Origin of the sequence: Streptomyces sp. CB02959 (assembly GCF_002803155.1) — a bacterium.
Taxonomy (GTDB): Bacteria; Actinomycetota; Actinomycetes; order Streptomycetales; family Streptomycetaceae; genus Streptomyces.
This window is the reverse complement of sequence record NZ_NNBP01000021.1, coordinates 1-25,232: the sequence shown is the minus strand read 5'-3', so window position 1 is coordinate 25,232 and position 25,232 is coordinate 1. Positions and strand designations below refer to the sequence as shown.

General features: G+C 72.8%; 23 protein-coding genes. 10 read left to right on the top strand and 13 right to left on the bottom strand.

The window, feature by feature from the left end:
* Positions 1 to 36 precede the first annotated feature (36 nt).
* Positions 37 to 1,512, bottom strand: a complete 1,476-nt coding sequence (locus tag CG747_RS29905; protein WP_100604965.1) for an aldehyde dehydrogenase family protein — start codon at positions 1,510 to 1,512, stop codon at positions 37 to 39.
* Between the two features lie 333 nt (positions 1,513 to 1,845).
* On the opposite strand from CG747_RS29905, the gene CG747_RS29900 reads away from it, so the two are divergent.
* The 3 genes from CG747_RS29900 (at position 1,846) to CG747_RS29890 (ending at position 3,582) form a co-directional block, all read left to right on the top strand.
* Positions 1,846 to 2,625, top strand: coding sequence for a hypothetical protein (locus tag CG747_RS29900; protein WP_100604964.1), 780 nt, complete (start codon positions 1,846 to 1,848; stop codon positions 2,623 to 2,625).
* A gap of 96 nt (positions 2,626 to 2,721) precedes the next feature.
* The gene (locus CG747_RS29895; protein ID WP_100604963.1) at positions 2,722 to 3,315 is read left to right on the top strand and encodes a Uma2 family endonuclease; all 594 of its coding nucleotides are present in this window, start codon (positions 2,722 to 2,724) and stop codon (positions 3,313 to 3,315) included.
* A gap of 57 nt (positions 3,316 to 3,372) precedes the next feature.
* Entirely contained in the window at positions 3,373 to 3,582 is a 210-nt protein-coding gene (locus CG747_RS29890; RefSeq protein ID WP_100604962.1) for a DUF5988 family protein, read from the top strand.
* Positions 3,583 to 3,615: 33 nt separating this feature from the next.
* Here CG747_RS29890 and CG747_RS29885 read toward each other — a convergent pair whose 3' ends face one another.
* The 7 genes from CG747_RS29885 to CG747_RS29855 all read right to left on the bottom strand — a co-directional run bounded on the left by CG747_RS29885 (position 3,616) and on the right by CG747_RS29855 (position 11,122).
* Positions 3,616 to 4,494, bottom strand: coding sequence for a hypothetical protein (locus tag CG747_RS29885; RefSeq protein WP_257980843.1), 879 nt, complete (start codon positions 4,492 to 4,494; stop codon positions 3,616 to 3,618).
* A 6-nt stretch (positions 4,495 to 4,500) separates the two neighbouring features.
* Complete coding sequence (locus CG747_RS29880) at positions 4,501 to 4,887, bottom strand: hypothetical protein (protein ID WP_100604961.1); 387 nt, start codon at positions 4,885 to 4,887, stop codon at positions 4,501 to 4,503.
* Position 4,888: 1 nt separating this feature from the next.
* Positions 4,889 to 6,706 (bottom strand): hypothetical protein, encoded by a 1,818-nt coding sequence (locus CG747_RS29875; protein ID WP_100604960.1) that lies wholly within the window; start codon positions 6,704 to 6,706, stop codon positions 4,889 to 4,891.
* Positions 6,707 to 6,944: 238 nt separating this feature from the next.
* A complete protein-coding gene (locus CG747_RS29870; RefSeq protein ID WP_100604959.1) occupies positions 6,945 to 7,934 on the bottom strand; it encodes a malate dehydrogenase in 990 nt (329 codons plus the stop codon).
* Positions 7,935 to 8,331: 397 nt separating this feature from the next.
* Positions 8,332 to 9,552 carry an NADP-dependent isocitrate dehydrogenase gene (locus CG747_RS29865; RefSeq protein ID WP_100604958.1) on the bottom strand — a complete coding sequence of 407 codons (1,221 nt, stop codon included), beginning with the start codon at positions 9,550 to 9,552 and terminating at the stop codon, positions 8,332 to 8,334.
* 151 nt (positions 9,553 to 9,703) lie between these two features.
* Positions 9,704 to 10,132, bottom strand: a complete 429-nt coding sequence (locus CG747_RS29860) for a DUF3017 domain-containing protein (protein ID WP_100604957.1) — start codon at positions 10,130 to 10,132, stop codon at positions 9,704 to 9,706.
* A 126-nt stretch (positions 10,133 to 10,258) separates the two neighbouring features.
* Positions 10,259 to 11,122 carry a bifunctional methylenetetrahydrofolate dehydrogenase/methenyltetrahydrofolate cyclohydrolase gene (locus CG747_RS29855; RefSeq protein ID WP_100604956.1) on the bottom strand — a complete coding sequence of 288 codons (864 nt, stop codon included), beginning with the start codon at positions 11,120 to 11,122 and terminating at the stop codon, positions 10,259 to 10,261.
* 246 nt (positions 11,123 to 11,368) lie between these two features.
* Here CG747_RS29855 and CG747_RS29850 point away from each other — a divergent pair, with 246 nt between their 5' ends.
* Positions 11,369 to 12,136 (top strand): RDD family protein, encoded by a 768-nt coding sequence (locus tag CG747_RS29850; protein ID WP_100604955.1) that lies wholly within the window; start codon positions 11,369 to 11,371, stop codon positions 12,134 to 12,136.
* Positions 12,137 to 12,255: 119 nt separating this feature from the next.
* Positions 12,256 to 12,834, top strand: a complete 579-nt coding sequence (locus tag CG747_RS29845) for a hypothetical protein (RefSeq protein ID WP_100604954.1) — start codon at positions 12,256 to 12,258, stop codon at positions 12,832 to 12,834.
* 90 nt (positions 12,835 to 12,924) lie between these two features.
* Here the strand turns inward: CG747_RS29845 and purH are convergent, their stop codons facing one another.
* On the bottom strand, positions 12,925 to 14,496 hold the full coding sequence (gene purH / locus CG747_RS29840; protein WP_100604953.1) for a bifunctional phosphoribosylaminoimidazolecarboxamide formyltransferase/IMP cyclohydrolase: 1,572 nt from the start codon (positions 14,494 to 14,496) through the stop codon (positions 12,925 to 12,927).
* Positions 14,493 to 15,137, bottom strand: coding sequence for a phosphoribosylglycinamide formyltransferase (gene purN / locus CG747_RS29835; RefSeq protein ID WP_100604952.1), 645 nt, complete (start codon positions 15,135 to 15,137; stop codon positions 14,493 to 14,495). Before purN ends, purH begins: the two co-directional genes overlap by 4 nt.
* A 267-nt stretch (positions 15,138 to 15,404) precedes the next feature.
* On the opposite strand from purN, the gene CG747_RS29830 reads away from it, so the two are divergent.
* Positions 15,405 to 16,313 carry a hypothetical protein gene (locus tag CG747_RS29830; protein WP_180985756.1) on the top strand — a complete coding sequence of 303 codons (909 nt, stop codon included), beginning with the start codon at positions 15,405 to 15,407 and terminating at the stop codon, positions 16,311 to 16,313.
* Positions 16,314 to 16,396: 83 nt separating this feature from the next.
* On the opposite strand, the gene CG747_RS29825 is transcribed toward CG747_RS29830, so the two are convergent.
* Entirely contained in the window at positions 16,397 to 17,812 is a 1,416-nt protein-coding gene (locus tag CG747_RS29825) for a DUF6350 family protein (RefSeq protein WP_180985755.1), read from the bottom strand.
* A gap of 98 nt (positions 17,813 to 17,910) precedes the next feature.
* Between CG747_RS29825 and CG747_RS29820 the strand changes: the two genes are divergently transcribed.
* Positions 17,911 to 18,867 carry a hypothetical protein gene (locus CG747_RS29820; protein WP_100604951.1) on the top strand — a complete coding sequence of 319 codons (957 nt, stop codon included), beginning with the start codon at positions 17,911 to 17,913 and terminating at the stop codon, positions 18,865 to 18,867.
* Positions 18,868 to 18,990: 123 nt separating this feature from the next.
* Here CG747_RS29820 and sucD read toward each other — a convergent pair whose 3' ends face one another.
* Positions 18,991 to 19,875, bottom strand: a complete 885-nt coding sequence (sucD, locus tag CG747_RS29815) for a succinate--CoA ligase subunit alpha (RefSeq protein WP_100604950.1) — start codon at positions 19,873 to 19,875, stop codon at positions 18,991 to 18,993.
* A 21-nt stretch (positions 19,876 to 19,896) separates the two neighbouring features.
* Complete coding sequence (gene sucC / locus CG747_RS29810; protein WP_100604949.1) at positions 19,897 to 21,075, bottom strand: ADP-forming succinate--CoA ligase subunit beta; 1,179 nt, start codon at positions 21,073 to 21,075, stop codon at positions 19,897 to 19,899.
* Between the two features lie 794 nt (positions 21,076 to 21,869).
* Between sucC and CG747_RS29805 the strand changes: the two genes are divergently transcribed.
* From CG747_RS29805 to CG747_RS29795, 3 genes are all read left to right on the top strand, one after another.
* Entirely contained in the window at positions 21,870 to 23,717 is a 1,848-nt protein-coding gene (locus CG747_RS29805; RefSeq protein ID WP_100604948.1) for a phage tail sheath C-terminal domain-containing protein, read from the top strand.
* 87 nt (positions 23,718 to 23,804) lie between these two features.
* A complete protein-coding gene (locus CG747_RS29800; RefSeq protein WP_030279463.1) occupies positions 23,805 to 24,329 on the top strand; it encodes a phage tail protein in 525 nt (174 codons plus the stop codon).
* A gap of 21 nt (positions 24,330 to 24,350) precedes the next feature.
* Complete coding sequence (locus CG747_RS29795; RefSeq protein ID WP_100604947.1) at positions 24,351 to 25,109, top strand: hypothetical protein; 759 nt, start codon at positions 24,351 to 24,353, stop codon at positions 25,107 to 25,109.
* Positions 25,110 to 25,232 lie beyond the last annotated feature (123 nt).

Sequence of the window (25,232 nt, the reverse complement as noted above, 5' to 3'; positions counted from 1 at the left end):
CCCGGGCGGTGGCCGCCGGGGCCGGGGACGGACCGGTCAGCCGGTGAACCAGCGGACGGGCTGGGGGCGCAGGTTCTCGTAGATGTGCTTGCTCTCCCGGTACTCGTCGAGTCCGGACGGGCCGAGCTCGCGCCCGATGCCGGACTTCCCGAAGCCGCCCCATTCGGCCTGCGGCAGGTAGGGGTGGTAGTCGTTGATCCACACGGTGCCGTGCCGCAGCCGGGCGGCGACCCGGCGGGCGCGGGCGGTGTCGGCGGAGAAGACCGCCCCGGCCAGCCCGTACTCGGTGTCGTTGGCCAGCGCGACGGCCTCGTCCTCGGTGGCGAAGGTCTCGACGGTGAGGATCGGCCCGAAGGTCTCCTCCCGGACGACCTTCATCCCGCGGTGGCAGCCGTCCAGCACGGTCGGGCGGTAGAAGTAGCCGCCGGCCGGCCGGACGTCGCTGGGCTCGGGCCGGGCGCCGCCGGAGCGCAGGTTGGCGCCCTCGGCCAGCGCGGAGGCGACGTACGCCTCGACCTTGTCCAGCTGCTGCTGGGAGACCAGCGGGCCGCACTCCACGCCCTCCTCGGTCCCCCGGCCCAGCTTGATCTTCTCGGCGCGGCGGGCGAGCTCGGCGACGAAGCGGTCCCGCACCGACTCCTCGATGATCAGCCGGGCACCCGCCGAGCACACCTGGCCGCTGTGGATGAACGCCGCGTTCAGCGCCTGGTCGACGGCGGTGTCGAAGCCCTCGTCGGTCGCGCAGGCGTCGGCGAAGACCACGTTGGGGTTCTTGCCGCCCAGTTCCAGGGCGATCTTCTTGGCGCCGGAGACCGCCGCGGCGCCCGCCGTCGTGCCGCTGACCAGGCCACCTGTGAAGGAGAAGAGGTCCACGTCCGGGTGCTCGGCGAGCCGCTGGCCGACGGGCAGCCCGGCACCGGTGACGATGTTGGCGACGCCGTCCGGCAGACCCGCCTCGACCAGCAGCCGGATCAGGTACACCGTCGAGAGCGGGGTGACCTCGCTCGGCTTGATCACGAAGGTGTTGCCGGTCGCGAGCGCCGGGGCGACCTTCCAACTCGCCTGGAGCAGCGGGTAGTTCCACGGGGTGATCAGCGCGCACACGCCGACCGGCTCGTGCACCACGACGCTGTGCACGTCCGCCGAGCCGGCGTCCACCACCCGGCCGCCGGTCTCGTTCACCACGAGGTCGGCGAAGTACCGGAAGGCGTTGGTGACGTCGTCGACGTCGACCCGGCCCTCCTCCAGGGTCTTGCCGGTGTCCCGGCTCTCGATCAGCGCGATCTGCTCGCGGTCGCGCTGGAGCAGGTCGGCGACCCGGCGCAGCAGCGCCGCCCGCTCGACCGCCGGCGTACGGGGCCACACCCCGGCGCCGCCGTCGAAGGCCCGCTTGGCCGCGGCGACCGCCGCGTCGGTGTCCTCGGCGCCGCCCTCGGCGACCACCTGGAGGGTCGTGGCGTCGGCGGGGTCCAGGACCTCGCGCGTGGCTCCGGATGCAGCCGCCCGCCACACCCCGCCTACGTGAATGGTCTCGCTTGTCTCGGTTGCCGACACGACGTCGCTCTGCCTTCCGCTTACCGGTGTCTTCCTTGGCGATCCCGGCCGTCCCGGTGTTCCTCATTGGTCCGACCACTGGCCCGCCAGCAACGGGGACCCCTAACCCAAAGCCGCGGTCCTATGCCCAAACATTCATCGAAAGTGACACGAGTCACCCCATCGCGCCCGACAGCTCCACATGCGCCCGAATAGACCGGAAAGTACGCTGAATAGCCGTATGCCCACCGGGAGCCTTCCGGAGGGCCCACCGCGGTCCCCGGGGAGCCCCTCCCGACCGGAGGTGTCGAGATGCCCCGCAGACGCCGCTCCCTCACCGCGCTGACCTGCGGCGCAGCCGGTGTGGTCCTGGCCGCCACCTGCGCCGCAATCCCGGCCGACGGCCCGGACGACGAGGGCGACCTCGCCGGCAAGTCGGCCCAGCAGATCTCCGACGACGCCCTGCACGCCCTCCTCGGCGCGAAATCGCTGCGGCTGCGCACCGAGACCTCCACCGACGCCACCAAGCTCGACCTCACCCTCGACCAGGCAGGCAACTGCACCGGCAACATCAGCAAGGGCAAGCTCGGCCGGGTCGACCTGATCAAACGCGGCAAGGACGTCTGGCTGAAGCCCGACGCCGCCTTCTGGAAGAGCCAGCTGCCCGGCGACGAGGGCGGCACCGCGGCCCGGAACTACCAGGACCGCTACCTCCACGGCACCACCGACGACAGCTACCTCCAGAGCCTCGCCACCGCCTGCGACCTCACCGCCTTCCAGAAGGCCGTGGCGCCGCAGTCCCCCGCCCCCCGGGACCCGTCGGCCCCCTCCGTCACCCTCACCAAGGGCCGCCCCACCACCCACGAGGGCACCCGGGTCCTGCCGATCGTCAAGAAGGCCCGGGACGCCACCCAGACCGTCTACGTCGCCATCAAGGGCACGCACTACCCGCTGAAGCTCACCACCCAGGTCGACGACCAGACCAGCACCGTCCTGCTCAGCGACTACGACCACCCGGTCCCCACGTACACCCCGCCCCCCGGCCAGACCTCCGACATCTCGGTCCTGAAAGGCGGCCTCCAGGCCGCCTGAACAAACGTCCGCACCCGCGTGACGCTCGTACATACGTATCGTTGAACCGTGCCGCTCCTCCCCGCATCCCGCGGCGGAGCGGGGAGGAGCGGCACGATGACCATCAGCCTTGAACGGACCGAATGGATCGAGATGGCCGAGCCGGGTGAGCTGACGTTGGACCAGTTGTTCGATCGACTGGAGCGGATGCCCGTCCCCGAGGGATACAAGGTCGAGATCGTCGAGGGGACCGTTTTCATGACGCCGCAACGGGACGTCCACTGGCAGACCATTCGCAGGCTTCTGTGGGCGCTCGAAGACCACTTCGGTCGCGACGCCGAGGTGGTGTCGGATGTGAGGATCGACTTCCCGGGCAAGAGCAACGGCTTCTGCCCGGACATCGCCAAGCTCTCCGACGGCGCCAAGAGGGAGAACGGCTGCTGGCGATATCAGGACGTCGAATTCGTGGCGGAGGTCATCTCCCGGGGGACTGCCATGAACGACTACGGCCCCAAAGAGACGGCCTACGCAATCGCCGAAATCCCCGTCTACCTCATCGCCGACCCCTACCTCGGCCGTTGCCGCGTCTTCACCCATCCCCAGGACGGCGAGTACAAGCGCGACCTCACCCTCGCCTACGGTGAACCGATCGACCTCACGGACACCGTCCTCGGCATGACCATTCCCACCGACGAATTCCCCCGCGACTGACGTCGTCGCCCGGCGAGCCGTCCCCGGCAGTCGGACGGCGCGCGAGACACTGCCGCCATGGCGAGCAAGGCACCCAAGGCAGTTCTCCAGGGCGGTCCCGAGGGGATCAGCGAGCGGATCGTCGAGGTGGATCCCGGAGGGGGTGACCTGAAGGTCCCGTACCGCGGCGGCTACGAGCACTTCCGGCCGACCCCGCGCGAGTGGGACACCGCCGACGGCCGGCTGCCGGTGTACGAGTGGTGGGAGCGCACCGAACTTCCCGGCTAGCGGCGGCGCGGCCCGGGGCGACCGGGCCGCACCTCAGGCGCTGGGTTCGAACGACTCCAGGGCGATGCGCTGGATCGTCTCCTGCCGGGGCCAGTCGGATGCCGGGCCCAGGACGAGGACCGCGAACTGGCGGCCGTCGGGGACGGCGAAGGCGCAGTCGACGGCCTGGACGCGGACGCCCAGCCGGTCGCTGTCGTAGGCGTAGGTGAGTTGGGCGCCGCTCGGGCCGGGCGGGCCCTGGCGCGGCGCGATGCCGATCTCCTGGTAGCCGGGGTTGCCGGAGAGCCCCTTGGAAGCCTGCTGCAGGGCCTGCTCCGGGGTGAGGTCGGGCTCGGTGATCTGGAAGATCTGGAGCAGGCTGCGGGTGTCCGGCGAGGTGTAGAAGACCCCGGTGGAGCGGAGTTCGCGCTGCCAGCCGTCGGGGACGGCGAGGGTGAAGCCCTTCTCGTCGTGGGCGAGGTGGTAGCCGCTGGGGACGGCCGGGGTGGAAGCGTCGGCGGTGGGCGGCTCGGAGGACGCGCCGGAACCGGTCGGGGTGGCGGTCGGGGTGGCGGTCGGGGCGCCGCTCACCGAGGCCGTCGGGCGGGTCGCGGACGGGGTGTCCGGGCCGCGGCCCCACAGGAGGTAGGCCCCGCCGGCACCGGCCGCGACGACCGCGGTCACCACGGCGGCGATCAGGATCCGGGTCCGGCGGCCGCCCTCCACGGCGGGCTCCGGCGCCCCCGCGGTGTCGTCGGCGCCCGGGGTGTGCGGCGGGCCGGGCGGGTACCCGGGCACGGTGGGGCCGGCCGACGGCGGGGGCGCGGCCGGGCGGGGCGGCATCGGGCCGGTGTACGGGCTGGTGGGACGCGAGGGGCCGGTCTCCCAGGACTGGGTGTCCGGGTTCCAGCGCGGTCCGGGGCCTTGGGGCACGGCCGGTCAGCCCCCCAGGAGGGCGGTGACCGCCTGGACCACCGCCGCACCGGACGCCAGCAGCCCCACCACGGAACCGGCGTCGGACAGCGCGCCGCGCAGCCGGGCCAGCCGGCCGGGGGCGGCGGCGCCGGTGCCGGTGATCTCCTCCTCGGTGTCGGAGAGTTCGGTGGTCAGCGCCCGGACCTCGGGGCTCTCCACGGCCCGGCGGAGGTCCTCGCGCAGGGTGCGGACGGCCTGGAGGAGTTCCTCGTGGGCCGGGTCGACGGCGGGCACGGCGCCCTGCACGGCGGCGTTGTTGGTGACGGTGTTGTGGTCGCCGATGGCGAAGGCGCCCTGGACGCTGCCGATGTGGATGCCGTTGCCGTTGCCGGATGCGTCAGCTGATGCCACGTCAGTGCCTGCCCTTCGGAGATGCGGAGTCGCCCGCGGAAGCGGGATCGCCGTTGTTGGTGATCGTGTTGTGGTCGCCGATGCCGACGGCGCCCTGGGCGGACTCGACGTAGACCCCGCCGTCGGCGACGTGCACGATCCGCTGCTCGAACTCGGCGGTCTGGTACCCCGCTTCGTGCAGGGCGCTCTTCACCCCGGCCGCCACCCGCTGCTGGACGGTCTTCAGATAGCGGGCCACGTCCATGTACTGGAAGAGCGACGCCTCGTCGTCCGAGCCCAGCTCCCGGACGGACGTGGCGGGGCCCTCCGGGAGGGCGGCGCCGTGGCCCTCGGTGGCCAGGCCCCAGCCGCCGCCCACGCCGCGCACCAGGGTGAGCAGCGCGTCGACGGCGGCGCGCGGGCTGTGGGTCAGGGCCCAGACCGCCTTGCCGAAGTAGTGGTGGTGGCGGTACTGGTGGGCGATCCGGTCGGCGTCCTGGAAGTGCGGACGCAGCGGCCACAGCACGTGCGGGGCCACCTCCATCATCAGCATCCCGCCCTGGGTGTGGACCCGGACGAAGACGGTGGTGACCACGCCTTCGTGCCAGCCGCCGACCCGGATCCGCAGGAAGTGCCGGCGGGTCTCCCCGCCCTCCTCCAGGGCGGCGGCGCGGTGCGCCTCGAAGGCGGCGGGGGCGTACGGCGCGGCGGCGCGGGTCGGCAGGCCGTCGACGGGCAGGAAGACGCACTGGTCGATTTCGAGGGCGCGCAGCCGGTCGCGGACCGCGTCCGCCGTCGCCGGTGAGCCGGACGGCACCCGCAGCGCCTCGACCAGCGGGACGATCCGGGCGAGGATCTCGCCGTTGTCCAACGGCACCGCGGTGCGGCCGGTCCGCGGGACCAGCTCCACCGACAGCGACCAGGGCTTGAACGGCTCCCCCGCGCCGCAGAAAGGATCGCCGGGGCGGTACATCACCAGCGGCCCGTGCTGCTCGATCCGCACCCGGTCGCGCAGCCGTTGGAAGCGGATGCCCTCGGCCCGCTCGGCCGGGTCGGCCATCACGTCGGGGAACCGCTCCCGGGACAGCTCGCGGGTCAGCGCGCGGGCGAACTGGCCCCGCTGGAGCGCGACCAGCACGGCCACCAGCACCGGCAGCAGCAGTGCCACCCAGACCGCGATCACCCCGGCCAGGCCCAGGCCCGGGGTGTCGAGCGAACCGTCCATCCCGCTCAGGCCGCCGCCGTGGGACGACTCCGTCAGGCCGGTGTCGGCGAGCAGGGACTCGATCAGGGCGATCGGCGACAGCGCCGACAGGGCCCCCGAGCGGGACGCGGTGAAGGCCATCAGCGCCAGCACCACCACGAAGAAAAGCAGCGAGATCCGGGCGTACCAGCGCAGGACGAAGGAGAGGAGCCGGGCCGGCCAGGCCGTCGACAGCCCGCGGACGAAACGGGCCAGGCCCAGCAGGACGACCGGGGCGAAGTAGCCCCACGTCATCCCCTGGGACAGTACGACGGCCACCAGCCACGTCAGCAGGATCGCCGTCGACCAGGCGCGTTCGAGCCGGCGGGCGCGCAGTGCGTGGGCCAGCACCCGGGCCGCGTCGATGCCCAGGGACGGCGCGGCGAACCGCTCCTCGTGGACGTACAGCTCGTCGATGACGGCGTCGCGGAAGGTGTCGTCGAGATAGGTCCCGGCGCACAGCAGACGGGTGGCCTCGCTGGCCCCGGGCGGGGTCGCGGGGAGCGGTCCGGGCACCGGTGGGCCCGCCGTTTCCTTGCGTAGTCGTGGCCGGGCAGCCGGCTCCCCCGGCTGCGCGGGCACCTCGTTACCGCTCATCGGCCTCCCCCGTGACTGCCGTCCGCGCCGGCGCGTACCCCTCACAACGCGCCGGTGCGGTGGCGCGGTTCCGCCGGCGCGGGCTCTCACCCGGACGTGTGAAGGGTCCGCAGCATAGAGGAGCGGAGACCGCGCTGTCAGCGCGTTATCCGACCCGATCGGTCCCCCAACGGGCCGAGCCCGCACGGCCGTTGGGGCCGTACGGGCTCGGTGGGGTGGCGCGGCGGGCGCCGGCGGCTCAGATCAGGCCGAGCGCACGGACCGCCTCGCGCTCCTCCACCAGCTCCTGGACGGACGCGTCGATGCGCGGGCGGGAGAACTCGTTGATCTCCAGGCCCTGGACGATCTCGTACGTGCCGTTCTTGGTGGTGACGGGGAAGGAGGAGATCAGGCCCTCCGGGACGCCGTAGGAGCCGTCCGAGGGGATGCCCATGGAGGTCCAGTCGCCGTCGGCGGTGCCGTTGACCCAGGTGTGGACGTGGTCGATGGCGGCGTTGGCGGCCGAGGCGGCGGAGGACGCGCCACGGGCCTCGATGATCGCCGCGCCGCGCTTGGCGACGGTCGGGATGAAGGTGTCGGCCAGCCACTTCTCGTCGTTCACGGCCTCGGCGGCGTTCTTGCCGGCGACCGTGGCGTGGAAGACGTCCGGGTACTGGGTGGCGGAGTGGTTGCCCCAGATGGTCAGGCGGCGGATCTCGGACACCGGGGTGCCGGTCTTCTGGGCGAGCTGGGTGATCGCGCGGTTGTGGTCCAGGCGGGTCATCGCGGTGAAGCGCTCCCGCGGGACGTCCGGGGCGGCACCCTGGGCGATCAGCGCGTTGGTGTTGGCGGGGTTGCCGACGACCAGGACCTTGATGTCGTCCGCGGCGTGGTCGTTGATGGCCTTGCCCTGCGGCTTGAAGATGCCGCCGTTGGCCTCCAGCAGGTCGCCGCGCTCCATGCCCTTGGTGCGGGGGCGGGCGCCTACGAGCAGGGCGACGTTGGCACCGGCGAAGGCCACGTTCGGGTCGTCGGTGATGTCGATGCCCTGGAGCAGCGGGAAGGCGCAGTCGTCCAGCTCCATCGCGGTGCCCTCGGCGGCCTTGAGGCCCTGCGGGATCTCCAGGAGGCGCAGCTTCACCGGCACGTCCGCGCCGAGCAGCTGACCGGAGGCGATGCGGAAGAGGAGGGCGTAACCGATCTGGCCGGCGGCGCCGGTGACGGTGACGTTGACGGGAGTGCGGGTCATGGCGATCTCCTGCGCGGTATTCCGGGGGCAAGCCCCTGGACCACCTTGGGTGGCGGTGGGTGTCCCTGCCCATCTATCGAGGTCTCTTGGTATCGAGAGACCCGGCCGTCAGGCTATCGGACCCCCGCCCGGCCCACGTGACGGGCTGGTGTGGGACACCTCACCGGCCGTCACGCCGTCCCCGGCCGGACCCGCCCGGCGACCGCCGGGGCGGCCCGGTCGAGGGGCGACGGCCGCCCGCTCTTGGAGGGGGAGGGCGGGCGGCCGGCTGTTGTGCCACACCCGTGGGGGGGTGTGGTGCGCATGCCCGGGATCCGGGAGGGCAATCCCCCCTCTTCCGCGCCGGCTCTCCGGGGAGGGCGATTCCCGGCCACCCGCCGGGCCGTCCGGCCCGGGTTCAGGCGGGCGCCATCGCCTTCTGGAGCCCGGCGTCCAGGGCCTCCAGGAACTGGTCGGTGGTGAGCCAGGGCTGCGCCGGGCCGATGAGCAGGGCCAGGTCCCTGGTCATCTGGCCGCCCTCGACGGTCTCCACGCAGACCCGCTCCAGGGTCCGGGCGAAGCGGGTCACCTCAGGGGTGTCGTCGAGCTTGCCGCGGTGCGCCAGGCCGCGGGTCCAGGCGAACACCGAGGCGATGGGGTTGGTGGAGGTGGCCTTGCCCTGCTGGTGCTGCCGGTAGTGGCGGGTGACGGTGCCGTGCGCCGCCTCGGCCTCGATGGTCCGGCCGTCGGGCGTCATCAGCACCGACGTCATCAGTCCCAGCGAGCCGAAGCCCTGGGCGACGATGTCGGACTGGACGTCGCCGTCGTAGTTCTTGCAGGCCCAGACGTAGCCGCCGGGCGACTTCAGGGCGGCCGCCACCATGTCGTCGATCAGCCGGTGCTCGTAGGCCAGCCCGCGCTCCTCGAAAGCGGTCCGGAACTCGCTGTCGAAGACCTCCTGGAAGAGGTCCTTGAAGCGGCCGTCGTACTTCTTCAGGATCGTGTTCTTCGTGGACAGGTAGACCGGGTAGCCGCGGTCCAGCCCGTAGCGGAACGACGCCCGCGCGAAGTCGCGGATCGAGTCGTCGTGGTTGTACATCGCAAGGGCCACGCCGGCGCCCGGGAAGTCGTGCACCTCCAGCTCGGTCGGCTCGCCGCCGTCCGCCGGGGTGAAGGTCAGGGTGAGGGTGCCGGGGCCGGGGACCTTCAGGTCGGTGGCGCGGTACTGGTCGCCGAAGGCGTGGCGGCCGACGACGATGGGCTCGGTCCAGCCGGGGACCAGCCGGGGGACGTTCTCCATGATGATCGGCTCGCGGAAGATCACGCCGCCCAGGACGTTGCGGATGGTGCCGTTCGGCGAGCGGTACATCGCCTTGAGGTTGAACTCCTCGACCCGGGCCTCGTCCGGGGTGATGGTGGCGCACTTCACTCCGACGCCGTACCGCTGGATGGCGTGCGCCGCGTCGACGGTCACCTGGTCGTTGGTGGCGTCCCGGTGCTCGATGCCGAGGTCGAAGTACTTCAACTCGACGTCGAGGTACGGAAGGATCAGCCGGTCCCTGATCGAGGACCAGATGATGCGGGTCATCTCGTCGCCGTCGATCTCGACGACGGGGTTGGCAACCTTGATCTTGGCCATGAGATGGACGTCCCTCTCGCGGTTGGGGCACCCCCCGGACGTCGCCAAGTTACCCGCGTCACACAAGCGCGCGGCGCTACGGCACGAGGTGTGCCGCAGCGCCGCGGGATGCTTCCGGGACCTGCCCTGGAGCGGTCCGGTCGCTCAGGACCTAGCGGACCGTGAAGTGGACGATGTCGTCCAGGAACGGTATGTGGATCCACGGCTTGGGCTGCACCATCATCGCCAGGATCACGATCACGAAGCCCAGCCCGCCGTACGTGAGCATGTCGGTGAAGCGGGACCGGACGGCCAGCATCCCCACCGACGGCAGCCCCCAGCGCAGCACCGCGCCGCCCAGCAGGGACAGCCCGATCACGATCGTGCCGATCCGGAACGCGTCGAACGTGACCAGCAGCAGCCCGAGGGCGACCCCGCCCAGCACGGTGAGCAGCGGCCACTGCCGGGCCGGCGCCGGATAGTCGCCCGAAGCGGCCCGGCCGCCGCCTTCGGGGCGGGCGGTGTCGCGGGTCAGCTGCGGAAAGCGGCGCGAGGTGCGCTGCGGCTCGGACGCGCCCTCCGAGTGCGCTTCGGCGGCCATGTCTGGCGGTCAGCCCCTTCCGGTGTCCAGGTCGGTGTCGATGTCCGTCGGGTGGGCGGGGCGGCGGTCGGCCGCCCCCTTCCAGGCTCGCACGTCAGGGCCGGTCGGGCCCTGCCCCGGCGTACGTCAGGCGGTGATCCCGGCCGCGCGCTCCGCCGCCTCGACGACGTTGACCAGCAGCTGGGCGCGGGTCATCGGGCCGACGCCGCCCGGGTTGGGGGCGACCCAGCCGGCGACCTCGGCGACGCCGGGGTGCACATCGCCGACGATCTTGCCGTTCTCGTCGCGGCTGACGCCGACGTCCAGGACGGCCGCGCCGGGCTTGACGTCCTCGGGCTTGATGATGTGCGGCACACCGGCCGCGGCGACGATGATGTCGGCCTGCTTCAGGTGCGCGGACAGGTCGCGGGTGCCGGTGTGGCACTGGGTGACCGTGGCGTTCTCCGACTTGCGGGTCAGCACCAGCGGCATCGGGCGGCCGATGGTGATGCCGCGGCCGACGACCACCACGTGCGCGCCCTTGATCTCCACGTCGTGCCGGCGCAGCAACTGGACGATGCCGTACGGGGTGCAGGGCAGCGGCCCGTCGATGCCGAGGACCAGGCGGCCCAGGCTCATCGGGTGCAGCCCGTCGGCGTCCTTGGCCGGATCCATCAGCTCCAGGACGCGGTTGGCGTCGATGCCCTTGGGGAGCGGGAGTTGGACGATGTAGCCGGTGCAGTCCGGGTTCTCGTTGAGCTCGCGGACGACGTCCTCGATCTCCTCCTGGGTGGCGGTCTCCGGCAGTTCGCGCTGGAGGGACGCGATGCCCACCTGGGCGCAGTCCCGGTGCTTGCCGTTGACGTACCAGCGGCTGCCGGGGTCGTCGCCGACCAGCAGGGTGCCCAGGCCGGGGGTGACACCCTTGGCCTTCAGCGCCTCCACGCGGGCGGTGAGCTCGGACTTGATCGCGGCGGCGGTGGCCTTGCCATCCAGAATCTGGGCACTCATACCCCCATCCTCCCGGATGGAGGCTCCCGTGTTCCAATCAGGGCGCGCGGACGGCAGTTGTCCGGAAATGATCATTGCGGTTGCACAAAGGCTTACCGCCTTGACTGGACAGACGGAATCCTCACCTAGAAGGATTGACGGCGCAGTGCCGCAGGCATCGTCGGGGGCGGGCCATGAAACAACCTGTTTTTCCTCCGAGTCACGCCGCGTCGTCCCCCACTGACACCAACGGAGGAAAGCAGCACCATGAGCTTCGGTGACCCGAACAACCCATACGGCCAGCAGCCGCCGCAGGCCCCCCAGGGCCCGTACGGCCAGCAGCCGCCGGTCCCGCCGCAGGGCGGTCAGCCGGGCTACGGCTACCCGCAGCAGGGCGCCCCGCAGCAGCCCCAGCAGCCGTACGGCTACCCGCAGCAGGGCCAGGTCCCGCCGCAGGGCCAGCCGGGTTACGGCGGCTACCCGCAGCAGGGTCAGGTCCCGTACGGCCAGCCGGGGATGCCGGGTATGCCGGGCATGCCGCAGGGTTACGCGAGCTGGGGAGCGCGCGTCGGAGCGGCTCTCATCGACGGTCTCATCGTGGGTGCGCTGCCGGGCATCCTGTACGTCATCGCGGCCATCATGGCGGCCGGCTCGGTGACCACGCCGGACTACTCCAGCTGCCAGCCCGGTGACTACTCCTGCGTCCAGCACGCGGCCGACACCGCGGTGTCCTCCAGCGCGCCGGTCGGCGCCCTGGTGCTCATGGGGCTCGCGTGGCTGATCGGCCTGGCGGGCATCATCTTCGTCCTCGTCAAGGAGGGCCAGGGCCAGAGCCCGGGCAAGAAGGTCGTGGGCATCCGCCTGGTCAAGGAGGCCACCGGCCAGCCGCTCGGCTTCGGTATGGCGCTGGTCCGCCGGATCTGCCACTTCCTCGACAACTTCTGCCTCATCGGCTACCTCTGGCCGCTGTGGGACGAGAAGTCGCAGACGTTCGCGGACAAGATCGTCGGCACCGTGGTCGTGCGCAGCCAGTAAGGACGCACCGGGCCCTACGGACGCCCTGAACCGCCCAGCGAAGGCCCCCTCGCAGCAGCGACCGGGGGCCTTCGTGGCGCTCGCTGATACCGCCTCAAGTCGCCTGAAGGACACCGCTCGTGAGCTATCCCAACCAGAACCCCTACGGCCCTCCCCCGGGCCAGCAGCCCGGCTACGGCTACCCCCAGCAGCCCCCGCAACCGCAGCAACCGCAGCAACCGATGGCCCCGTACGGCGCGTACCCGGGCGGTCCGATGCCCGGGATGCAGGCGCCGTACCCGACGGTGATGCCGGGCAGCGTCAAGGCGGCCCGGGCGATGCTGTTCGTCCTCTCCGGCCTGAACCTCATCGGCCTGGTCCTGGCGGTGGTCGGGCTGGGCGGCGTCAGCAAGGCGTCGCACGACGCCGCGTCCTCGCCCTACTCGGACATGTCGGCGTTCGCCGTCGGCAAGGGCCTGCTGATCGTGGCGATCGTGATCATCGTGGTGTTCACCGGGGCCGCGATCACGCTGGCCGCGCAGTTCGGCAACGGCGGCAAGGGCGTCCGCGTCGGCACCATCGTCTTCGGCGTCGGCAACATCCTGGTGAGCCTCGGCAGTTTCCCGCTCGGCCTGGTCCACACGGTGCTGGGCATTCTCGTGCTGGTCTTCGTCTCCAAGGACGAGGGCAACGCCTGGTTCAGCCGGCCGCGTTACTGAGCCCGGCCGCAACACGCGGCGGAGGGCCGCACCCCGGGCAAGGGGTGCGGCCCTCCGCGCTGTCCGGCCCCGTGCGGGGCCGTCCGGACCTCAGTGGAAGAAGTGCCGGGTGCCGGTGAGGTACATCGTCACGCCGGCCTTCTCGGCGGCCTCGACGACGAGTTCGTCACGGATCGAACCGCCGGGCTGGACGATCGCCTTGACGCCGGCAGCGATCAGGATCTCCGGGCCGTCGGGGAACGGGAAGAAGGCGTCCGACGCCGCGTAGGAGCCGCGCGCCCGCTCCTCGCCCGCGCGCTCCACGGCGAGCTTGCAGGAGTCGACGCGGTTGACCTGGCCCATGCCGACACCCACCGACGCACCGTCCTTGGCGAGCAGGATCGCGTTGGACTTCACCGCGCGGCACGCCTTCCAGGCGAACGCGAGCTCGGCCAACTCGTCCGCGGACAGCGCCTCTCCGGTGGCCAGCGTCCAGGTGGCCGGGTCGTCGCCCTCGGCCTGGAAGACGTCGGTCTGCTGGAGCACCGCGCCGCCCGAGAGCAGCTTGAGGTCACCGGGCTGGTGCGGGGTGCCGTCGACCTTCAGGACGCGGATGTTCTTCTTGCGGGCGAGGATCTCGACCGCGCCGTCCTCGTAGGCGGGGGCGGCGATGACCTCGGTGAAGATCTCCGCGACCTGCTCGGCGAGCGCGACGGTCACCGGGCGGTTGACCGCGATCACGCCGCCGAACGCGGACAGCGGGTCGCAGGCGTGCGCCTTGCGGTGCGCCTCGGCGACGTCCGCGCCGATCGCGATGCCGCACGGGTTGGCGTGCTTGATGATCGCGACGCAGGGCTCGTCGTGGTCGTAGGCGGCGCGGCGGGCGGCCTCGGTGTCCACGTAGTTGTTGAAGGACATCTCCTTGCCGTGCAGCTGCTCGGCGTTGGCGATGCCGCCGGGCCGGCCGTCGACGTAGAGGGCGGCGGCCTGGTGCGGGTTCTCGCCGTAGCGCAGGGTGCTGCGGCGCTCCCAGGTCTCCCCGAGGAACTCGGGCAGCGCGGCCCCGCCCTCCTCCGGCGCGTAGACGTTGGTCATCCAGGCGGAGACGGCCACGTCGTAGGCGGCGGTGTGCTGGAACGCCTCGGCGGCCAGCCGCTTGCGGGCGGTCAGGTCGAAGCCGCCGCCCTGCACGGCCGCGAGGACGTCGGCGTACCGCTCGGGGCTGGTGACCACGGCGACCGAGGGGTGGTTCTTGGCGGCGGCGCGGACCATCGAGGGGCCGCCGATGTCGATCTGCTCGACGCACTCGTCGGGGGTGGCGCCGGAGGCGACGGTCTCCTTGAACGGGTAGAGGTTGACGACCACCAGGTCGAACGGCTCCACGCCGAGGTCGGCGAGCTGCTGCCGGTGGTCCGCAAGGCGCAGGTCGGCGAGGATGCCGGCGTGGACCTTGGGGTGCAGGGTCTTGACCCGGCCGTCGAGGCACTCCGGGAAACCGGTGAGCTCCTCGACCTTGGTGACCGGCACCCCGGCCGCGGCGATCTTCCCGGCCGTCGACCCGGTCGAGACCAGCTGGACGCCCGCCGCGTGCAGCCCCTGGGCCAGCTCCTCCAGCCCGGACTTGTCGTAGACGCTGACCAGCGCGCGGCGGATGGGCCGCTGCGTACCTTCGGTGGCGGTCACGAGATACGTACCTTTCGTCCCTCTATGCGGTAGCCGTGACGGGCCAGACGCCCCACGACCTCGACGAGCAGCGATCGCTCGACTTCCTTGATGCGCTCATGCAGCGCGGATTCGTCGTCCTCCTCCCGGACCTCGACCACGCCCTGGGCGATGATCGGGCCGGTGTCGACACCGTCGTCGACGAAGTGGACGGTGCAGCCGGTGACCTTCGCGCCGTACGCGAGGGCGTCGCGGACGCCGTGGGCACCGGGAAAGCTGGGCAGTAGCGCCGGGTGGGTGTTGAGCGTCCGGCCGCCGAAGCGGGCCAGGAACTCCTTGCCGAGGATCTTCATGAAGCCGGCGGAGACCACCAGGTCGGGGGCGTACGCGGCGGTCGCCTCGGTGAGCGCCGCGTCCCAGGCCGCCCGGTCCTCGTGGTCCTTGACCCGGCAGACGAACGTCGGCAGACCGGCCCGCTCGGCGCGCTCCAGGCCGGCGATCCCGGTCCGGTCGGCGCCCACGGCCACGATCTCGGCGCCGTACGCCGCGGCGCCCTCCTCGGCGATGGCGTCGAGGAGGGCCTGGAGGTTGGTGCCCGATCCGGAGACGAGTACCACGATCCGGGCCGGCGCGGAGCGGGCGGGAAGAGAAGAGGAGGCCACGATGGGGTCTTTCTCGACAGGTCTTGCGGGTCTGAGGTGGGGTGTGAGGTTTGTGCGGTCGCACAAAGCGAAGGGTTTCGTGAATACGGGGAACCCTACGAAGGGGCCGACCGTCAGCAACGATACCGGCACACCGAGCGGCCCCCACGGGACGGGGGCGAGCACGGGAGGTAGCGTCGGGCGGGAGAACGCATGCAGTTCACGGTGACCGCCCGCTCGGCCCACCGGCCGGGCGGACGCCCACGACAAGGGGAAGACTCACTCCAGATGCCGGACCGACGCCGCCGCGCGGCTCTCCTCCTCCCTCCCCCCGCTGCCGCTGGGGGGCTCCCCCAGCCCGCCACCTCCCCCGGGGCGGTCTTCCTGCCGCGCGAGCGCAAGTCGTCGTCCGCCCCGGATTCACCACCCGCCGGCACCCCGGGCCGGTCCGCCGCCGACGGCCGGGACGACAACCCGTTCGCGCCGCCACCGGCCGGTACCCCCGACCAGGAGTGGCGCCCGCGCCCCCAGTCCGGCGGGCAGGCGCACGGCGAGAACGGGGACGGCGGGCAGGGGCAGGGGCAGGACGGGCCCCCGGCCTGGGGCAGCCAGTGGAGCGACCGCCAGCCGGGCCGGCAGGGCGGCGACTTCGGCAGCCGGCCGGGCCGGGGCGGCGGCCAGGGCGGATCCGGCGGGCCGGGCGGACCGGGCGGCGGCCCCGGCGGGCTGCGCTGGGACCCCACCGACCCCATCCAGCGGCGGGCCCGCTACGCGCTGCTGTCCGGGATGTGGGCGTTCTTCTTCGTGCTCTTCAGCCTGCCGGAGGTGGCACTGCTGCTGGGCTCGCTCTCCCTCTACTGGGGCGTCAGCGCGCTGCGCGGCACGTCCGCCCCGAAGAAGGCGGCCGCCGCGGCCCCGGACGGCCGCCCGGCCGCCGACCGCACCCCGCCCCCGCCGGGCCGGCCCGGCGGCGCCCCCGGCCCGGCGGGCCGGCCGCAGACCACCGCCGCGATCGCCGGTCTGGTGACCGCCTCGCTGGCGCTGATGATGGTGGCCGCGACGTTCACCGTCCAGATCGTCTACCGCGACTACTTCACCTGTGTGAACGACGCGCTGACCCAGGCGGCGAGCAAGTCCTGCGAGAACCTCCTCCCGCCGCAGCTCCGGCCGCTGCTCAGCCAGCAGGAGCCGCAGTAGCGGAGCGGGGGCGGTAGCAATCAGGGGTGCGGGGCGGCCGGAGAGGCCGCCCCGCACCCCTGATCGTGCTCTTGATCGTGCTCTCAGGCGGTGGGCTCCCGGTCCGGGTCCCGGTCGGGTCCCGGGCTCCGCTCCGCGCGGCCGGACCGGCGGCGGAACCGGAGGTCGGGCAGGTGGCGGCGGGGCACCCGGCCCTCCGCCGCCGATCGCGCGGACAGCCGCCGCCAGGTGCGCAGCGCCAGCGCCCCGGGCACCCCGGCCAGCCCCGTCCAGCCCGCCGCCGCCAGGCCGGTCCGCCACCAGCTGGGGCCGAACGAGGCCAGGGCCCCCGACCCCAGCGCGCCGCCGGCCAGCCCGGCGAGCACCGCCGTCGCCACCCCGCACAGGACCGCCGCCAGGGCCGCCGTCCCGGCGGTCCGGCGCCACGACCGGTGGCCGTCGCCGGCCGCGTACCGGGCCAGCAGCACCGCCGCGGCGACCGGCGCCACCAGCGCCGGCACCAGCTCCGGCCAGGCCCCGGGCCCCGGCTCCGGTAGGCCGCTGAGCAGCGGGAAGGGCGGCAGCGGGGGGCGCGGTGAGGTGGCCAGCGGGCCGACGGCGGTGCCCACGCCGACGGTGAAGCCGGGCCCCAGTCCGTAGGCGGCGCCCCAGACGGCGGCGTTGGGGAGCAGCGCGAGGCAGAGCAGCAGCACCGTGCAGCCGCCGGCCCAGTCGGCGGCGAGGCGGCCCAGGTCGTCGGCGAACCGGCCGGCGTGCAGGGCCAGCCCGAGGAGGGTGAACGCGGCTCCGGCGGCGAGCAGGCCGAGGGTGGCGGCGGCCGCGGCCTGGAGGGCGGTGGCCAGGCGGGGGCCGGTGAGGGCGGCGCGGAGGGCGCCCGGCAGCGTCGCGAAGGTCCGCGTGACCCGGTCCGGCAGCAGGGCCGCGGCGTCCGGCCCGAGGGTGTGCCAGGCGGTGGCGGCGAGGGTGGCGACCGCGGTGCCGGGGACGGCGAGCAGCGCGGAGAGCGGTGCGGCGGTCAGCCGGCCGGTCGAGGCGTAGAGCAGCGCGCCGAGGGCGACCAGCAGGTATCCGGCGAGCAGGGCGCCGAGCAGGGTGCGCGGGGTGGCCGACGCCGCCGGGGCGGCGTCGGCGTCCGCGAGGGCGGCCGTGGCCAGGGTGTCCCGCGCGGCGCGGTGCAGCAGCCAGACCGGCAGGGCGGCGAGCAGCAGCGGAACCACCCCGACCGGTGCCGGGGTGCCGGACGGCGTCGCCTCGCGGACCAGGCCGCCGCCGTGCGCCGTGAACCAGAGTCCGGCGGCCAGGTGCAGGGCCCGGGAGGGGCCGCTGTCCGGGTACGGGGAGGCGACCCAGAGCAGCAGCACGGCGACCGCGAGCGCCCCGAGGCCGAGGCCGGCGGCGGTCACCCCGCTGACGACGGCGGTGCCGATCGCGGAGGAGCGCCGCGCGGCGGTCCGGCCGTGCGAGGACAACGTGGTGCCGCGTTCGGTCAACTGGCTCACACCGCCATGCTGCCAATAACACCTGATTCCGCCACGTACCGGGCATCCGTCCGCCGTGTCGCGCGAGATCCGCCGCCCGGCGTTTCCAGACTTCCGGTATGAGCGAGCGCGACCGGCGGCAGCCCGACCAGAGTTCCGACACCGCATCAGAAAGGCGTGGAGCACGTCTCTTTGACTGTCCGTCAGCGGAGTTCGATGCGCTGTACGGCGCGCACGCCGGGCCGTTGACGCAGCAGGCGCTGGTGCTCACCGGGCGGGCCCGGCTCGCCCGGCGGGCCGTCGAGCGGGCGTTCCGGACGGCCTGGCAGCGGTGGCCGGAGGTGGCGGCGGCCCCGGATCCGGTGGGGTGGGTGCGGGCGGCCGCCCACGACTACGCGCTGGCGCCGTGGCGGCGGCTGTTCCCCGGGCTGCGGCCCGCCGAGCGCCCCGGGCCGGGGACGCCCGCGCCGCCGCCGGCCGCGCCGGGCGACCACGCACTGCTGGTGGCGGTGCTGGCGCTGCCCGCCCCGTACCGCCGCGCGCTGCTGCTGCACGACGGGCTCGGGCTGGGGCTGCACGAGACCGCGGTGGAGGTGGAGGCCAGTACCCCGGCGGCGACCGGGCGGCTGGCGCATGCCCGGGAGTGGCTGGCCGAGCGGCTGCCCGAGCTGGGCCTGGCGGGGCTGCCGCCGGACCGGCAGGGTGCGGTGCTGCACGCCCGGCTGGGCGCGCTGGCGGCGTCCCGCCCGGTGGCGCCGCCGCCCGCGCGGGAGGTCCGGGCCGACGCGGAGCGGTGGACCCGGCTGACCACCCGCGCCGGGTTCGGGGCGCCCGGACTGCTGGCGGCGACGGCGCTGGCAGTGACGCTCACCGCGCCGGACGGCCACCACCCGCCGCCGCGGCCGGCCGTGGCGATCCCGTCCGCGCCGTCCGCGCGGGTGGCGGCGCCACCGGCGGTCCGGCAGGTGCGTCGGGTGCCGCACCACCGGGCGGCGCACCACCGGGCGGCGCACCACCGGGCGGCGGCGCGCCGGACGGCGGCGCCCGGCGCCCGGCTCGCCCCGGACGTCCAGTGAGCCCGGCGTGCCGGAATGCGCGCGAACGGCCGTGGGCCCGCACCCGGAAGGGGTACGGGCCCACGGCCGTCATGTGGTGCTGCCGCCGCAGGACAGGACCGGCGGCAGCGGCAGGGGGGCGCGTCAGCCGTTGAGGATCTCGCGGGCCAGCAGCGCGGTCTCGGACGGGGTCTTGCCGACCTTCACGCCCGCGGCCTCCAGGGCCTCCTTCTTCGCCTGGGCGGTGCCGGACGAGCCGGACACGATGGCGCCGGCGTGGCCCATCGTCTTGCCCTCGGGCGCGGTGAAGCCGGCGACGTAGCCGACGACCGGCTTGGTGACGTTGGCCTTGATGTAGTCGGCCGCACGCTCCTCGGCGTCGCCGCCGATCTCGCCGATCATCACGATCAGGTCGGTGTCGGGGTCGGCCTGGAAGGCCTCCAGGGCGTCGATGTGGGTGGTGCCGATGACCGGGTCGCCACCGATGCCGACGGCCGACGAGAAGCCGATGTCCCGCAGCTCGTACATCATCTGGTAGGTCAGCGTGCCGGACTTCGACACCAGGCCGATGCGGCCGGGCTTGGTGATGTCGCCCGGGATGATGCCGGCGTTGGACTGACCGGGGGTGATCAGGCCGGGGCAGTTCGGGCCGATGATCCGGGTCTTGTTGCCCTTGGCCTTGGCGTACGCCCAGAAGGCGGCGGAGTCGTGCACCGCGATGCCCTCGGTGATGACGACGGCCAGCGGGATCTCGGCGTCGATGGCCTCGACGACGGCGGCCTTGGCGAAGGCCGGCGGGACGAAGAGGACGGAGACGTTGGCGCCCGTCTTCTCCATCGCCTCCTTGACGGAGCCGAAGACCGGGACCTCGGTGCCGTCGAAGTCGACGCTGGTGCCGGCCTTGCGGGGGTTGACACCGCCGACGATGTTGGTGCCGTCGCCGAGCATGAGCTTGGTGTGCTTCATGCCGGTGGCGCCGGTCATCCCCTGGACGATGACCTTGCTGTCCTTGGTGAGGAAGATAGCCATGGTTGTTGGAGTCCTCGTCCCTTACTTGGCCGCGGCCAGCTCGGCGGCCTTGTCGGCCGCACCGTCCATCGTGTCCACGCGCTGCACCAGCGGGTGGTTGGCGTCCGAGAGGATCTTGCGACCCAGCTCGGCGTTGTTGCCGTCGAGGCGGACGACCAGCGGCTTGCTGACGTTCTCGCCCTTGGACTTCAGGAGCGCAAGGGCCTGCACGATGCCGTTGGCGACCTCGTCGCACGCGGTGATGCCGCCGAAGACGTTGACGAACACGGACTTGACGTCCGGGTCGCCGAGGATGATCTCCAGGCCGTTCGCCATGACCTCGGCGGAGGCGCCGCCGCCGATGTCGAGGAAGTTGGCGGGCTTGACGCCACCGTGGTTCTCACCGGCGTAGGCGACGACGTCCAGGGTGCTCATGACGAGACCCGCGCCGTTGCCGATGATGCCGACCTGGCCGTCGAGCTTGACGTAGTTCAGGCCCTTGGCCTTGGCCGCGGCTTCGAGCGGGTTAGCCGCGTCCTTGTCCTCCAGGGCCTCGTGCTCCGGCTGGCGGAACTCGGCGTTGGCGTCCAGGGAGACCTTGCCGTCGAGGGCGAGGACGTCACCGGAGGCGACCTTGGCCAGCGGGTTGACCTCGACGAGGAGGGCGTCCTCGGCGACGAAGGTGCTCCACAGGGTCACCATGACCTCGGCGACCTGCTCGGCGACGTCGGCCGGGAACTTCGCCTGGGCGACGATCTCGCGGGCCTTCTCGATGGAGACGCCCTCGTTGGCGTCGACCGGCACCTTGGCGAGCTTCTCGGGGGTCTTCTCGGCGACCTCCTCGATGTCCATGCCGCCCGCGACCGAGGCCATGGCCAGGAAGGTGCGGTTGGTGCGGTCCAGGAGGTAGGAGACGTAGTACTCCTCGACGATCTCCGGGGCCGTCTCGGCGATCATCACCTTGTGGACCGTGTGGCCCTTGATGTCCATGCCGAGGATGTCCGTCGCGCGGGCGACGGCCTCGTCCGGCGTGGTGGCCAGCTTCACGCCGCCGGCCTTGCCGCGGCCACCGACCTTCACCTGCGCCTTGACGACCGACTTGCCGCCAAGGCGCTCGGTCGCCGCGCGGGCCGCCTCAGGCGTGTCGATGACTTCACCGGCCAGCACCGGTACACCGTGCTTGGCGAAGAGGTCCCTCGCCTGGTACTCGAACAGGTCCACGCGCGTCCGTCCCTTGTCTTCTCAGAATCGCCGTAGTGATCGCGGTTCGTTGTCTGCGATGGGCGTGCCGCGAAGGGCAACGTGACGGCGCTGTCACTGGGGAGGCGTATACACGGTGTCCGGATACGCGGCATGTCCGTCTCGCAGGGTATCGCCGCTGGACATGCGTCCCTAAATCGCAGATCACACTCCGGCGGTGATTACGGTCACAGATCTTTTGGCCAACGTACTCCGCCGCCCCTTTTCCGCAGGGCCGCCTCGGCGCGCCGGAGGTATTTCGCAGGGCCGACCGGGTGCGGGGCGGCCGGGCCGTCATCCGCCGTGCACTCCGGCGTCGTGCGCCGTTCGGGCGCCGGGTCCGAACGACCCCGGTGCGCCCGGGCGGTCCGGCCCTTCCGGTTCCGGTTGCGGGGAGGCGGGAAACCGTTTGGGCAGAACGTGCGACGCGCCCACACAAGACCTCCGCAGGGGGTGTCCGGAAAGCTCCTTGACCCTCAACTCCCCCCGGAACAGACTGCGTTGAGCACTTACGCATCAGGAGTCACAAGCCGGAGTCGCACACGTCCGGGCTTGGTCCCGTGCAGGTCGGACCGCGGATCACGGACCGCCTCGCACCGGATGAAGACGGGGGAACTTGATGGGTAGCGGGGGGACGCACGACCACGATCGGCGCGGGGTGCCGTCGTGGAATCTTCCGCACCCGCCGCCCCTCCCCCTTCTCCCCGCCCATCCCTCCCGGTTTTCTCGATTTCTTGGTGTCCTCACACTCGGTGCCTGAAGGGATTGGAGGGGGAATGCCGACACATACGACCTATCCCGGCGTCTATGTCGAAGAGCTTCCCAGCAGCATCCGCAGCATCACCACCGTGACGACTTCCGTGACCGCCTTCGTCGGCCACACCCGGCGCGGCCCACTCAACCAGCCGGTCCGGATCACCAGCTTCGCCGACTTCGAACGCCGCTTCGGCGGCCTGACCTCGCGCAGCCCGGTCGCCTACGCCGTCCACCAGTTCTTCGGCAACGGCGGCGCCGACGCGGTGATCGTCCGGGTCGCCAAAGCCGGCACCGGCAAGGAGGCCCAGGTCACCCTGGAGTCCACCGAGGGCCGCAGCCAGTGCCCGGTCCTGGAGGTGCACGCCAAAGAGCCCGGCGTCTGGGGCGACGGCCTACGGGTCGCCGTGGACCACGACACCCCGTGCCCTGAGGAGACCTTCAACCTCCAGGTCCTGGACGCGCACGGCACGGCCCGCGAGTCCTTCACCGGCCTGTCCATGGACCCCGGCGACGGCCGGTTCGCCGAGACCGTGGTCAACGCCGGCTCGACGCTGATCCGGGTGGTCGCGGTGGGCGAGGGCCGCCCGGACCCGTCCGGCACCGTCTCCAAGCCGTTCCACCACGAACTCCCCGATCTGAACGTCGAGTTGACCGTGAAGATCGGCGAGGTGGAGCGGGAGTTCACGCTCTACGACCCGGACGGCGACGGCGAGCCGCCGTGCCACGTCACCGAGCTGGCGCTGCTGCTGGAGCACAAGCTGCGCGCCCTGCCGGACGCCCCCGGCAAGCACGCCTTCGCGGGCGCGCAGGTGATCGCCTTCGGACGCCGCATCCAGGTCGTGGCCGGTTCCACCGACCCCGGTGACGTGGTCCGCTTCGTCGGCGAGTGCGCCAACGACCTGGGGCTGGAGGCGTCGGTCAACCCGCCCGTCTTCCCGCTGTGCGGCGGCGAGGACGGCGACCCGCCGGGACCGAGCGACCTCATCGGCAGCGAGGCCCGCAAGAGCGGCCTACAGGCGCTGCGCGACATCCCCGACGTCAATCTGCTCTCCCTGCCCGAGCTGGCCTCGTACCAGTCGGCCGACGACATGGTCACGGTGATCTCGGCGGCCCAGCGGCTGTGCGAGGAGCGGCGGATGTTCCTGCTCGTCGACGCGCCCGCGGCCTGGGGCAGCGTGGACGCCGCGCGGGCCGGGATCGGCGCCTTCGACGCGGTCCGCGGCAACCACGCCGCCCTGTACTTCCCGCAGCTCCAGCTCACCGACCCGCTCACCGGCCGGCTGCGCTCCTTCCCGCCGTCCGGCGCACTGGCCGGCGTGATCGCCCGCACCGACGGCGAGCGCGGGGTGTGGAAGGCCCCGGCGGGCACCGAGGCGCGGCTGGCCGGCGTGCACGGGCTGGCCGTCAAGCTCACCGACCGCGAGAACGGCCTGCTGAACCCGCTCGGCATCAACTGCCTGCGGACCTTCCCCATGGTCGGCCCGCTGGTGTGGGGCGCCCGGACGCTCCAGGGCTCGGACGCCCTGGACAGCGAGTGGAAGTACGTCCCGGTGCGGCGGCTGGCCCTGCACGTAGAGGAGAGCCTGCTGCGCGGCCTCCAGTGGGTGGTCTTCGAGCCCAACAACGAGCAGCTGTGGCAGCAGATCCGGCTCAACGCCTCGGCGTACCTGCACACGCTCTTCGAGAAGGGCGCCTTCAAGGGCGGCACCCCTCGGCAGGCGTACTTCGTCAAGTGCGACAAGGACACCACGACCGAGGCGGACATCGAGAACGGGATCGTGAACGTCGTGGTCGGCATCGCGCCCGTCAAACCGGCCGAGTTCGTGGTCGTCAAGATCCAGCAGCTGGCCGGCCAGTTCGACCTCTAGGGCGCGGGGCGCCGGGGCCGGCGGACGGGCCGGTCCCGGGTCCGCCCCACGACGCCGACGTACAGGAATCCGACGTGAAGGAATCCGATGGCTGAGTTCAAAATCAACGCCCATCGCTTCGACCCGTACAAGAACTTCAAGTTCCTGGTCCTGTGGGACGGCCGGACGGTCGCGGGGGTCAGCAAGATCAGTCCGCTCAAGCGCACCACCGAGGTCGTCAAGCACCGCAACGGCGGCGACCCCAGCTCCCCGCGGAAGTCCCCGGGGCGCTCCGAGTTCGAGGGCATCACCCTGGAGCGCGGGGTCACCCACGACCCGGAGTTCGACCGCTGGGCCAACAAGGTCTGGCAGGTCGGCGCCGGCCTCGGCTCGGAGGTCTCGCTCGCCGACTTCCGCAAGGACATCGTCATCCAGGTCCTCAACGAGGCCGGTCAGGTCGCCGTCTCGCACAAGATCTACCGGTCCTGGCCGAGCGAGTACCAGGTCCTGGGCGAGATGGACGCCAACGCCAACGCGGTGGCCATCCAGAGCCTCAAGCTCGAATGCGAGGGCTGGGAACGCGACTACGAGGTCCCCGAACCCCAGGAGCCCTCGTTCACCCACCCGGCCTGAGCGGCGGCGGCGGGATAACGCATGACGGTCACCGGGCCGGCGGAACTGCTGGCCACCTGGGAGGCCGGGCTGGCCGAGCAGGGCGCCGCCCGGGCCCTTCTGCTGCACCGGGCGGCCCGTCCCGGAGCGGCTCCCGACGCCCTGTCCGCGGCGCCGCTCGGGGAGCGGGCGGCCGACCTCTTCGCCCTGCGCCGGGCGCTGTTCGGCGACCGGATGGAGGTCACGCTCGCCTGCACGGTGCCGGCGTGCGGTGCGGCGATGGAGTTCGAGCTGGACGCCGCGGAGTTGGCGGCCACCCGCCCGCGGCCGCCCGCGGACGGCCTGCGGGTGGCGGAGGGCGAGTGGACGCTGCGCTTCCGGCTGCCCGCCCCCGCGGACCTGGCCGCCGTGGCCGCCGCCCGACCACCGGACGGCACGGACGCCCGGCGGCTGCTCGCGGCACGCTGCGCGCTCACCGCACGGCGGGCCGGCCGGGAGGCCACCGCCGAGGAGGTCGCCCAGCTGCCCGACCCGGTGCTCAAGCGCTTCGCCGAGGCCGCCGAGGCCGCCGACCCCGGCGCGGAACTGACGCTGGAGATCGCCTGCCCGGAGTGCGGCGCGGCCACCCCGGCGGAGCTGGACATCGCCGCGTACCTGTGGACCGAACTGGACGCCTGGGCCCGGGACCTCCTCCTCGACGTCCATCTGCTCGCCTCGGCCTACGGCTGGAGCGAGCCCGAGATCCTGGCGCTCAGCCCGCTGCGGCGCCGCTACTACCTGGAGCTGTGCGCGGATGCCTGAGATGCCCGAGCGGACGCCCGCCGCGTCCGGCGACTACCTCGGCCGGCTGCTGGCGCGGCACGCCCCCGCGCCGCCCGCCGACCCCTTCGGCGCGCCCGGCGGCACCGGCGCACCGGCGCGGCG